The sequence below is a fragment of the Streptomyces sp. NPDC059851 genome (assembly GCF_042732005.1).
GTDB lineage: Bacteria > Actinomycetota > Actinomycetes > Streptomycetales > Streptomycetaceae > Streptomyces.
Window position 1 is genome coordinate 40,616 of sequence record NZ_JBHWJJ010000047.1, and the last position, 11,567, is coordinate 52,182.

An 11,567-nucleotide genomic window follows, 5' to 3' on the forward strand; every position below is an offset into this window, starting at 1 on the left:
TCTCCCCTGCGCTCTGGCCAAGGAGTTACCGACGAGTTAGTCTCGCTGCTACACGTACGGGGTCGGCCTGGTGACGCAGCCACCCCGTGCAGTCGGTCGGTCCGGTACCCAGGTACCGCACGGCTCCACCAGTACCGCTAGGTACCGCTCCCAGCACGCGGCCGTCAGCCGTCCGCGGACTGCGCTCCACGTACGGCGTGGCCCCGGGACAGGGTCCGCCGCTCTCCGCCCCGCCCCGCCCGATCACGGCGTCGCTGCGGACATCTCCCGTTCTTCCGGCCGCGCGTCGTGCGCCGCGCGCCGTCCCCAGTCGTCACCCTCATCCACTGGAGTCCCGCGATGGACCTTCCGTCCACGTCCAGTCAGTCCACCCTCCAGACCATCGCCGTCGTCGGCCTCGGCACGATGGGCACCGGCATCGCCGAGGTCCTCGCCCGCGCCGGCCGCGAGGTCGTCGGCATCGACGTCAGCGAGAGCGCCACCCGCCGGGCGACGGCCTCGCTCGCGGCCGCCACGGCCCGTTCGGTGGCCCGCGGCCGCCTCACCGAGGAGGAGCGCGAAGGCGTGCTCGCCCGGCTGCGGACCTACACCGAGCTGGACGCCGCCGCCGGCGCCGACCTCGTCATCGAGGTCGTCCCGGAGGACTACGAGCTCAAGCACCGGATCTTCACCGAGCTGGACGCGATCGTCCGCCCCGACGCGATCCTGGCCACCGGCACCAACGCCCTGTCGGTGACCCGGCTCGCCGCGGAGTCGCTGCGTCCCGAGCGGGTCCTCGGGCTGCACTTCTTCAACCCGGCGCCCGCGATGAAGCTCGTCGAGGTGGTCTCCAGCGTCCTGACCGCCCCGCCGGCCGTCGAGGCGGTCACCGCCCTGGCCCGCGATCTGGGCAAGCAGCCGGTCTCCGTCGGCGACCGCCCCGGCTTCGTCGCGGACGGCCTGCTCTTCGGCTACCTCAACCAGGCCGCCGCCATGTACGAGTCGAAGTACGCCTCGCGCGAGGACATCGACGCGGCGATGAGGCTGGGCTGCGGTCTGCCCATGGGCCCGCTCGCCCTGCTCGACCTGATCGGCGTGGACACCGCGCGGACCGTCCTGGAGGCCATGTACGCCTCCTCCGGCGACCGGCTGCACGCCCCGGCCCCGATCCTGGGCCACCTGGCCGAGGCCGGGCTGACCGGGCAGAAGTCCGGGCGCGGCTTCTACACGTACGCGGAGCCGGGCAGCTCCGAGATCGTCCGCGACGCGCAGACCCCGCTGGAGGGGGCCCGGCTCGGAGAGGGCCGTCCGGTCTCGTCGGTCGGCGTGGCCGGCTCGGGCACCATGGCGAGCGGGATCGCGCAGGTCTTCGCGCAGGCCGGCTACGCGGTCGTGCTGGCCGCCCGCAGCCAGGAGAAGGCCGAGGCGGCGAAGGCGGCCATCGGCAAGTCCCTGGGCCGCGCCGTGTCGAAGGGCCGGCTGACCGAGGAGGCCGCGGCGCAGACGCTGGCACGGATCACTCCGGCCGGGTCGCTGGAGGCGTTCGCCGAGGTCGACCTGGCCGTGGAGGCCGTCGCCGAGGACCTGGCGGTCAAGCAGGAACTGTTCGCGACCCTGGACAAGATCTGCAAGCCGGGCGCGGTGCTGGCCACCACGACCTCCTCGCTGCCGGTGATCGCCTGCGCCCGGGCGACCTCGCGCCCGCAGGACGTGATCGGCATGCACTTCTTCAACCCGGCGCCGGCGATGAAGCTGGTCGAGGTGGTCCGGACGGTCCTGACCTCGGACGACGTGCACGCCACGGTCCGCGCGGTCTGCACGAAGGTGCGCAAGCACCCCGTCGACTGCGGCGACCGGGCCGGTTTCATCGTCAACGCGCTGCTGTTCCCGTACCTGAACAACGCGATCAAGATGGTGGAGCAGCACTACGCCGGCATCGACGACATCGACGCGGCCATGAAGCTCGGCGGCGGCTACCCGATGGGCCCGTTCGAGCTGCTCGACGTGGTCGGCCTGGACGTCTCCCTGGCCATCGAGAAGGTGCTCCACAAGGAGTTCCGCGAGCCCGGCCTGGCCCCCTCCCCGCTGCTGGAGCACCTGGTGGCGGCGGGCTGCCTGGGCCGCAAGACCGGCCGCGGATTCCGTGAGTACGCCCGCCGGTAAGACGGGCCCGGCCCACGGGGCCCCCGATCCGGATGCGTGGGGAGGGCTGCTCGGGTCTGCCGCACCCTCACGGCGGACCGTACCCTCCGAGCCCAGTGCGGGCCCTCCCCCGCATCCATCCCCGTACCGCCCCCCTCAGGCGCGCGCCCCGGCGCGGATGAAGTACTTTCGCTCTATGTCCCAGCCCGCCAAGACCTCACCCCGCGCCACCGCGGCCTCCGACAACCCCGAGAGCGCGGCCGGCAGCAAGGCGGCCGCCCAGCGGCTCAAGATGCGCCGCGAGCTCGCCGCCGCCGCGATGGAGCTGTTCGCGACCAAGGGGTACGAGGCCACGACGGTCGACGAGATCGCCGCGGCCGCGGGGGTGGCGCGCCGGACCTTCTTCCGACACTTCCGGTCCAAGGAAGAGGCGATCTTCCCGGACCACGACGACACGCTGACCCGGGCCGAGGCCGTGCTGGACGTGGCCCCGGCGCACGAGCACCCGCTCGACACGGTGTGCCGCGGGATCAAGGAAGTCATGAAGATGTACGCCGCCTCCCCGGCGGTGTCGGTCGAGCGCTACCGGCTGACCCGGGAGGTGCCGGCGCTGCGCGAGCGGGAGATCGCCTCGGTGGCCCGGTACGAGCGGCTCTTCACCCGCTACCTGCTGGCCCACTTCGACGAGACCGAGCCCCACGACGGCAATGACGACCCGCTGCTGGCCGAGGTGGCCGCCTCGGCGGTGGTGACGGCCCACAACCACGTGCTGCGGCGCTGGCTGCGGTCGGGCGGCCAGGGGGACGTGGAGGCGCAGCTGGACCACGCCTTCGCGATCGTGCGCAAGACCTTCGGCACGGGGATCGGCGCCGGCCGGGCCCTGACCGCGACGCCCGCCCCGGCGGCGGCTCCGGCGGCCGCGGTCCGCGCGCAGGACGAGGTGCTGGTGGCGGTGGCGCGGACGGACGCCCCGCTGGAAGAGGTCATGCGGACCATCGAAGAGGCCCTGCGCGGTACCCAGCCACCCGGCGCGGTGTCCTGAGCAACACGAAGAACCACACGAAGCGACGCTCGTCACAGCGGCCGCTCCCCTTCCGGGAGCGGCCGCTTCCGTTTGTCCGAGTTGCCCCTACTCACCGGTAACTATGATCGATCATCGCTCATCTGCGCAGGTCAATCGGCAAATGAGAGAAAGTTTTGGCACGCGGTGCCTTGCTGAGTGACACGGGGTGCCATACGTTGAATCCCGTCCGGATGTCCCCGCGGTCCACGCCCACTCGGCACGGAACGCGCCCCGGACGCCTGCGTCACCAGGCACCGCGCGCCGCACCACGGGCGCCGCTCCCGCACCACCGCTCCGCCGGACCGACGGCACCACAGCAGCACCGCCCCACGTATCCGAACGCACCCGCGTACCCCTCAGCGCACCCTCATCCAGCGCTCTCCCCCGGCCCCGCCCGGGAGGACCCCAGGAGGCAACACCGTGAAGGACATCCTGGACGCGATCCAGTCCCAGGCCGCCACCGCCGCCGACTTCGCGGCCCTTCCGCTCCCCGACTCGTACCGCGCGGTCACCGTGCACAAGGACGAGACGGAGATGTTCGCCGGGCTCCCGTCCCGCGAGAAGGACCCGCGCAAGTCCCTGCACCTCGACCAGGTCCCGGTGCCGGAACTCGGCCCGGGCGAAGCCCTGGTGGCCGTCATGGCCTCGTCGGTCAACTACAACTCCGTGTGGACCTCGATCTTCGAGCCGCTGTCCACCTTCGGCTTCCTGGAGCGCTACGGCCGGCTCAGCGAGCTCACCAAGCGCCACGACCTGCCTTACCACATCATCGGCTCCGACCTCGCCGGCGTCGTCCTGCGCACCGGCCCCGGCGTCAACTCCTGGAAGCCGGGCGACGAGGTCGTCGCGCACTGCCTCTCCGTCGAGCTGGAGTCCTCCGACGGCCACAACGACACGATGCTCGACCCCGAGCAGCGCATCTGGGGCTTCGAGACCAACTTCGGCGGCCTGGCGGAGATCGCCCTCGTCAAGTCCAACCAGCTGATGCCCAAGCCGGCCCACCTGAGCTGGGAGGAGGCCGCCTCCCCCGGCCTGGTCAACTCCACCGCCTACCGCCAGCTGGTCTCCCGCAACGGCGCCGGAATGAAGCAGGGCGACAACGTCCTGATCTGGGGCGCGAGCGGCGGCCTCGGCTCGTACGCCACCCAGTTCGCCCTCGCCGGCGGCGCCAACCCGATCTGCGTGGTCTCCTCGCCGGAGAAGGCCGACATCTGCCGGAAGATGGGCGCCGAGGCGGTCATCGACCGCAACGCCGAGGGCTACAAGTTCTGGAAGGACGAGCGCACCCAGGACCCGCGGGAGTGGAAGCGCTTCGGCTCCAAGATCCGCGAGCTGACCGGCGGCGAGGACATCGACATCGTCTTCGAGCACCCCGGCCGCGAGACCTTCGGCGCGAGCGTCTACGTCACCCGCAAGGGCGGCACCATCACCACCTGCGCCTCGACCTCGGGCTACATGCACGAGTACGACAACCGCTACCTGTGGATGTCGCTGAAGCGGATCATCGGCTCGCACTTCGCCAACTACCGCGAGGCGTGGGAGGCCAACCGCCTCATCGCCAAGGGCAAGATCCACCCCACCCTGTCGAAGGTCTACTCCCTGGAGGAGACCGGCCAGGCCGCGTACGACGTGCACCGCAACCTGCACCAGGGCAAGGTCGGCGTGCTCTGCCTCTCCCCCGAGGAGGGCCTGGGCGTCCGCGACCAGGAGATGCGCGACAAGCACCTCGACGCCATCAACCGGTTCCGCGACGCGTAGCGGAGCGGACGAATCCAGCCAGCCGCACCATCTGACACCCGAACCGTCGTCGTACCGATCAAGGGCCAAAGGGACAGCCTGAGATGACAGAGCGCCAGAAAGACCGTCCGTGGCTCATGCGGACGTACGCCGGCCACTCCACGGCCGAGGCGTCCAACGAGCTCTACCGCCGCAACCTCGCCAAGGGCCAGACCGGCCTGTCGGTCGCCTTCGACCTGCCGACCCAGACCGGCTACGACCCCGACCACATCCTCGCCCGCGGCGAGGTCGGCCGGGTCGGGGTCCCGGTCTCCCACCTCGGCGACATGCGGCGGCTGTTCCAGGACATCCCCCTGGAGCAGATGAACACCTCGATGACGATCAACGCCACCGCCATGTGGCTGCTGGCGCTCTACCAGGTGGCCGCCGAGGAGCAGGGCGCGGACATCTCCAAGCTCCAGGGCACCACCCAGAACGACATCGTCAAGGAGTACCTCTCGCGCGGGACGCACGTCTTCCCGCCCGGACCCTCGCTCCGCCTGACGACCGACATGATCGCGTACACGGTCAACCACATCCCGAAGTGGAACCCGATCAACATCTGCAGCTACCACCTGCAGGAGGCGGGGGCCACCCCGGTCCAGGAGATCAGCTACGCGATGGCCACCGCCATCGCCGTGCTGGACTCGGTGCGCGACTCGGGCCAGGTGCCCGAGGAGCGGTTCGGCGAGGTCGTCGCCCGTATCTCCTTCTTCGTGAACGCGGGCGTCCGCTTCATCGAGGAGATGTGCAAGATGCGCGCCTTCGGCCGCATCTGGGACACGATCACCCGCGAGCGGTACGGCATCGAGGACCCCAAGCAGCGCCGCTTCCGCTACGGCGTCCAGGTCAACTCCCTCGGACTGACCGAGGCCCAGCCGGAGAACAACGTCCAGCGCATCGTCCTGGAGATGCTGGCCGTCACCCTCTCCAAGGACGCCCGCGCCCGCGCCGTGCAGCTGCCCGCCTGGAACGAGGCCCTCGGCCTCCCCCGGCCCTGGGACCAGCAGTGGTCGCTGCGCATCCAGCAGGTCCTCGCCCACGAGAGCGACCTGCTGGAGTACGACGACATCTTCGCCGGCTCGCACGTCATCGAGGCCAAGGTCGACGCGCTGGTCGCCGACTGCACGGCCGAGATCGACCGGATCCAGGAGATGGGCGGCGCGATGGCCGCCGTCGAGTCCGGCTACCTGAAGTCCCAGCTGGTCTCCTCGCACGCGGAGCGCCGCGCCCGGATCGAGACCGGCGAGGACAAGATCGTCGGCGTGAACTGCTTCGAGCAGACCGAGCCCAACCCGCTCACCGCCGACCTGGACACCGCGATCATGACGGTGGACGGGGCCGTGGAGGACACCATCGTCGAGCGGATCGTGCGCTGGCGCGCCGAGCGGCAGGAGTCCTCGGACCGGCAGGGCGGCGGCGACCCGTTCGTCTTCCCGACCGTCGGGCAGGCCCTGGACCGGCTGAAGGAGGCCGCCGCCGGGACCGAGAACCTGATGGAGGCCACTTTGGAGTGCGCCCGCGCCGGCGTCACCACGGGCGAGTGGGCCAGCGCCCTGCGCGAGGTGTTCGGCGAGTTCCGCGCTCCGACCGGCGTCTCGTCGGCCCCGGTGGCCGTCGCCGCCGAGGAGGGCACGCCCCTGGCGCTCGTCCGCGAGAAGGTCAGCCGGACCGCGGAGGACCTCGGCAGCGGCCGGCTGCGCCTGCTGGTCGGCAAGCCCGGCCTGGACGGGCACTCCAACGGCGCCGAGCAGATCGCCGTCCGTGCCCGCGACGCCGGCTTCGAGGTGGTCTACCAGGGCATCCGGCTCACCCCGGAGGAGATCTCCACCGCGGCCCTGGCCGAGGACGTGCACTGCGTGGGCCTGTCCATCCTGTCCGGCTCGCACAGCGCCCTCGTGCCGGAGGTGCTGGAGCGGTTGCGCACGGCGGGGGCGGGTGACATACCCGTCGTCCTGGGCGGCATCATTCCCCAGGCTGACGCCACAGAACTGAAGGCGGCCGGTGTCGCCGCCGTGTTCACCCCCAAAGACTTCGGTATCACGGAGATCATCGGCCGTATCGTCGACGAGATCCGGAAAGCGAACAAGCTCGCCCCCCTCATCAGCACGGAGGTCCTCGCATGACCACGCCCACGCCCACGTCCCCGGTGAACCGACTGCGGCCGCGACGCTCCTGCCTCGCCGTCCCGGGCTCGAACCCGCGCTTCCTGGAGAAGGCCCAGGGCCTGCCCGCCGACCAGGTATTCCTGGACCTGGAGGACGCCTGCGCCCCGCTCGCCAAGCCCGAGGCCCGCCACACCATCGTCAAGTTCCTGAACGAGGGCGACTGGACCGGCAAGACCCGGGTCGTGCGGGTGAACGACTGGACCACCCACTGGACCTACCGCGACGTGGTCACGGTCGTCGAGGGCGCGGGCCAGAACCTGGACTGCATCATGCTGCCGAAGGTGCAGAACGCCGAGCAGGTCGTGGCGCTCGACCTCCTGCTGACCCAGATCGAGAAGACCATGGGCTTCGAGGTCGGCAAGATCGGCATCGAGGCGCAGATCGAGAACGCCCAGGGCCTGAACAACGTCAACGCGATCGCTCAGGCCTCCCCGCGCCTGGAGACGATCATCTTCGGCCCGGCCGACTTCATGGCCTCCATCAACATGAAGTCGCTGGTCGTCGGCGAGCAGCCGCCCGGCTACCCGGCGGACGCCTACCACTACATCCTGATGAAGATCCTGATGGCCGCCCGCGCCAACGATCTCCAGGCGATCGACGGCCCCTACCTCCAGATCAAGAACGTGGACGGCTACCGCGAGGTCGCCCGCCGCGCCGCCGCGCTCGGCTTCGACGGCAAGTGGGTGCTGCACCCGGGCCAGGTCGAGGCGGCCAACGAGGTCTTCTCCCCCTCCCAGGAGGACTACGACCACGCCGAGCTGATCCTGGACGCGTACGAATGGTGCACGTCCGAGGCCGGCGGCAAGAAGGGCTCGGCGATGCTCGGCGACGAGATGATCGACGAGGCCAGCCGCAAGATGGCCCTCGTCATCGCGGGCAAGGGCCGGGCCGCCGGCATGCAGCGCACCAGCAAGTTCGAGATTCCGGAGGCCTGACCCCATGCAGTTCGGACGCACGTACGAGGAGTTCGAGGTCGGGGCGGTCTACAAGCACTGGCCCGGGAAGACGGTCACGGAGTACGACGACCACCTCTTCTGCCTCCTCACCATGAACCACCACCCGCTCCACATGGACACGAACTACGCCGAGAAGACGACGGACTTCGGCAAGAACGTGGTCGTGGGCAACTACATCTACTCGCTGCTGCTCGGCATGTCCGTGCCGGACGTCTCCGGCAAGGCCATCGCCAACCTGGAGATCGAGTCGCTGCGGCACGTGGCGCCGACCTTCCACGGCGACACGATCTACGGCGAGACCACGGTCCTTGACAAGACCCCCTCGAAGTCCAAGAGCGACCGCGGGATCGTGTACGTGGAGACCAAGGGCTACAAGCAGGACGGCACCCTCGTCTGCGTCTTCCGGCGCAAGGTGATGGTCCCGACCGAGACGTACATCAAGGAGCGCGGCGGCGAGCAGCCCGGCCGCCCCACGCTTTCCAATTAACAGAGTCAAGGAACAGGGGAAGTAGCCATGGCACGACTCGCCCAGACCGCCGGGCTGACCGACGTCCAGCAGGAGATCCTCAAGACCGTCCGCGAATTCGTGGACAAGGAGATCATCCCGGTCGCGACCGAGCTGGAGCACCGCGACGAGTACCCGCAGCAGATCGTGGACGGGCTCAAGGAGCTCGGCCTGTTCGGGCTGATGATCCCCGAGGAGTACGGCGGTCTCGGTGAGTCCCTGCTCACCTACGCGCTGTGCGTGGAGGAGATAGCGCGCGGCTGGATGTCCGTCTCGGGCATCATCAACACGCACTTCATCGTCGCGTACATGCTCAAGCAGCACGGCACGCAGGAGCAGAAGGACCACTTCCTGCCGCGCATGGCGCTGGGCGAGGTGCGGGGCGCGTTCTCGATGTCCGAGCCGGGGCTGGGCTCCGATGTGTCGGCCATCACGTCCAAGGCGGTCAAGGAGGGCGACGAGTACGTCCTCAACGGCCAGAAGATGTGGCTGACGAACGGCGGCAGCTCGACGCTGGTGGCGGTGCTGTGCCGGAGTGACGAAGGACACCCCGAGGGCACGGCGCCGCACAAGTCCATGACGACCTTCCTGGTGGAGAAGGAGCCCGGCTTCGGCGAGGTCCGGCCCGGCCTGACCATCCCGGGCAAGATCGACAAGATGGGCTACAAGGGCGTCGACACGACCGAGCTCATCATGGACGGACTGCGCATTCCGGCCAATCGGGTCCTGGGCGGGGTCACCGGCCGAGGGTTTTACCAAATGATGGACGGCGTCGAGGTGGGCCGCGTCAACGTGGCGGCGCGTGGCTGCGGCGTCGCTCAGCGTGCCTTCGAGCTGGGTGTCTCGTATGCCCAGCAACGTCACACTTTCGGCAAGCCGATCGCCCAGCACCAGGCGATCCAGTTCAAGCTGGCCGAGATGGCTACCAAGGTCGAGGCCGCTCATGCCATGATGGTCAACGCAGCACGCAAAAAGGACTCCGGGGAACGAAACGACCTCGAAGCAGGGATGGCGAAGTACCTCGCCTCCGAGTACTGCAAGGAGGTGGTGGAGGACGCGTTCCGCATCCACGGCGGCTACGGCTTCTCGAAGGAGTACGAGATCGAGCGCCTCTACCGCGAGGCTCCGATGCTGCTGATCGGTGAAGGTACTGCCGAGATCCAGAAAATGATCATTGGGCGACGCCTGCTCGAGGAGTACCGACTCCAGGGCTGAAAGTCCCTTTTGCGGCGAATCCTCCAGGGGTTCGCCGCAAAAGAATCACTTGCAGTGACTGGCTGACGGGCATCGACTCGGCTTCTGGCTTGCCCAGTTGTCGCGCGCAACCGATAGCATTCCAGTAAAGCCGCCGTCCCGTCCCCCTATTTGCGGCGCGGCAATCCACCGCTACGAAGGTCATCCATGCCCCACAGCCAAACCTCTGCACCTCGCGACAGCCTCATGGGCGTACGCCTCGCGCGCGGAGCATCGCCGTGGCTCCTGCCGACCGTCGCCACCGCGGCGCTCAGCCTCGCCCGGGCCCGTAAGTCCGGACGCTGGGCCGCCGCGGCCGTGCCCGCCACCGCGCTCGCCGCGGGCATGCTGTGGTTCTTCCGGGACCCCGAGCGCGAGATCGCCCAGGGCCGCGTCATCTCGCCCGCCGACGGTGTGGTGCAGAGCATCATGCCGTGGAAGGACGGGCGGACCCGCGTCGCGATCTTCATGAGCCCGCTGAACGTCCACGTGAACCGCGCGCCCCTCGCGGGCACGATCACGTCCGTGGAGCACGTCCCCGGCGGGTTCGTCCCCGCGTTCAACAAGGAGAGCGAGAACAACGAGCGCGTTGTCTGGCACTTCGACACCGAGCTCGGCGACATCGAGATGGTGCAGATCGCCGGTGCGGTCGCGCGCCGCATCGTCCCCTACCTGCCGGCCGGAACCAAGGTGGAGCAGGGCGAACGCATCGGTCTGATCCGCTTCGGCTCCCGCGTCGACATCTACCTCCCCGAGGGCGTCGAGGTCGCGGTCGAGGTCGGTCAGACCACCACCGCGGGGGTGACCCGAATTGACCGTGACTGACCCCGAGACCCCTGCCACAGGCTGGGTGCCCGAGGCCGCCGAAGAGGAGGAGTCCGCCGAGGACGACATGCCGCTCTCGCTGCGGCTGTCGATAGCGGACACCCTCACCCTCGGCAACGCGACCTGCGGATTCATGGCGGTGTACTTCACCACCACCGGAATCCTCATCCCGCACCTCACCGGCAGCGGCGAGTCCGGCATGGCCCGGCACAGCGCGGCGACCGCGGTGATACTGATGCTGCTCGCCGCGGTCTTCGACCTCTTCGACGGCATCGTCGCACGCAAGCTGCGCAGCTCCCCGATGGGCGCCGAGCTGGACAACCTGTCCGACCTGATCAGCTTCGGCCTCGCGCCGGCGTACTTCGTGCTGGTCTACGGCATGGTCGCCGACGACGCCCACCAGAAGGTGTCGGCGCTCGCGGCGATCGTCGTACTGCTGGCCGTGGTCCTGCGGCTCGCCAGGTTCAGCTGCGTGACGATGAAGGACGGCATGTTCCAGGGCATGCCGAGCCCGTTCGGCGCGCTCACGGTCGTCTCGGTCGTGCTGCTGGAGCTGCCGTTCGTCCCGACGCTGCTGGCGATCATCGGTGTCGCGTGGCTGATGGTGAGCCGGGTCGAGTACCCGAAGCCGCGGGGCGTCCTCGCGGTGGCGATGCTCAGCTGGATCGTCTCGGCGATGGGCCTGCTGGCGGCCTGGGCGTTCGACGCCCCCGGCGGTCAGATGCTGCTCCAGACCGGCTGCGCCCTGCAGATCGCGCTCGCGGCCACGATTCCGCTGTTCGCGACCACCCGCCGGGCGAACACGTTCCGGCACAACCGGCGGGAGGCGCGGGCGGCCCAGCTGCCGTAGCGCTGCGCTGGCTTTGACCGTACGAAGGCCCCGGGTCCCCCTGACCCGGGGCCTTCGCGCTGCCCCGGCC

General features: G+C 69.6%; 9 protein-coding genes. All 9 read left to right on the forward strand.

All coding sequences use genetic code 11. From position 1 onward, the window contains the following. Positions 1-339 precede the first annotated feature (339 nt). The 9 genes from ACFV7Q_RS18560 (at position 340) to pssA (ending at position 11,497) form a co-directional block, all read left to right on the forward strand. Positions 340-2,142 (forward strand): 3-hydroxyacyl-CoA dehydrogenase family protein, encoded by a 1,803-nt coding sequence (locus ACFV7Q_RS18560; RefSeq protein ID WP_385429600.1) that lies wholly within the window; start codon positions 340-342, stop codon positions 2,140-2,142. Positions 2,143-2,317: 175 nt separating this feature from the next. Further along, entirely contained in the window at positions 2,318-3,163 is an 846-nt protein-coding gene (locus tag ACFV7Q_RS18565) for a TetR family transcriptional regulator (protein WP_385429602.1), read from the forward strand. A 441-nt stretch (positions 3,164-3,604) separates the two neighbouring features. Next, positions 3,605-4,942 carry a crotonyl-CoA carboxylase/reductase gene (ccrA, locus tag ACFV7Q_RS18570; RefSeq protein ID WP_385429604.1) on the forward strand — a complete coding sequence of 446 codons (1,338 nt, stop codon included), beginning with the start codon at positions 3,605-3,607 and terminating at the stop codon, positions 4,940-4,942. Positions 4,943-5,025: 83 nt separating this feature from the next. After that, positions 5,026-7,086 (forward strand): protein meaA, encoded by a 2,061-nt coding sequence (locus tag ACFV7Q_RS18575; protein ID WP_385429606.1) that lies wholly within the window; start codon positions 5,026-5,028, stop codon positions 7,084-7,086. Next, positions 7,083-8,063, forward strand: coding sequence for an HpcH/HpaI aldolase/citrate lyase family protein (locus tag ACFV7Q_RS18580; protein WP_385429608.1), 981 nt, complete (start codon positions 7,083-7,085; stop codon positions 8,061-8,063). Before ACFV7Q_RS18575 ends, ACFV7Q_RS18580 begins: the two co-directional genes overlap by 4 nt. A gap of 4 nt (positions 8,064-8,067) precedes the next feature. Beyond that, positions 8,068-8,571 carry a MaoC family dehydratase gene (locus tag ACFV7Q_RS18585; RefSeq protein ID WP_385429610.1) on the forward strand — a complete coding sequence of 168 codons (504 nt, stop codon included), beginning with the start codon at positions 8,068-8,070 and terminating at the stop codon, positions 8,569-8,571. A gap of 27 nt (positions 8,572-8,598) precedes the next feature. Further along, positions 8,599-9,804 (forward strand): acyl-CoA dehydrogenase family protein, encoded by a 1,206-nt coding sequence (locus tag ACFV7Q_RS18590; protein ID WP_385429612.1) that lies wholly within the window; start codon positions 8,599-8,601, stop codon positions 9,802-9,804. Positions 9,805-9,990: 186 nt separating this feature from the next. After that, complete coding sequence (locus tag ACFV7Q_RS18595; RefSeq protein WP_385429614.1) at positions 9,991-10,647, forward strand: phosphatidylserine decarboxylase; 657 nt, start codon at positions 9,991-9,993, stop codon at positions 10,645-10,647. Positions 10,648-10,714: 67 nt separating this feature from the next. Continuing rightward, on the forward strand, positions 10,715-11,497 hold the full coding sequence (gene pssA / locus ACFV7Q_RS18600) for a CDP-diacylglycerol--serine O-phosphatidyltransferase (protein ID WP_385429622.1): 783 nt from the start codon (positions 10,715-10,717) through the stop codon (positions 11,495-11,497). Positions 11,498-11,567: the final 70 nt, after the last annotated feature.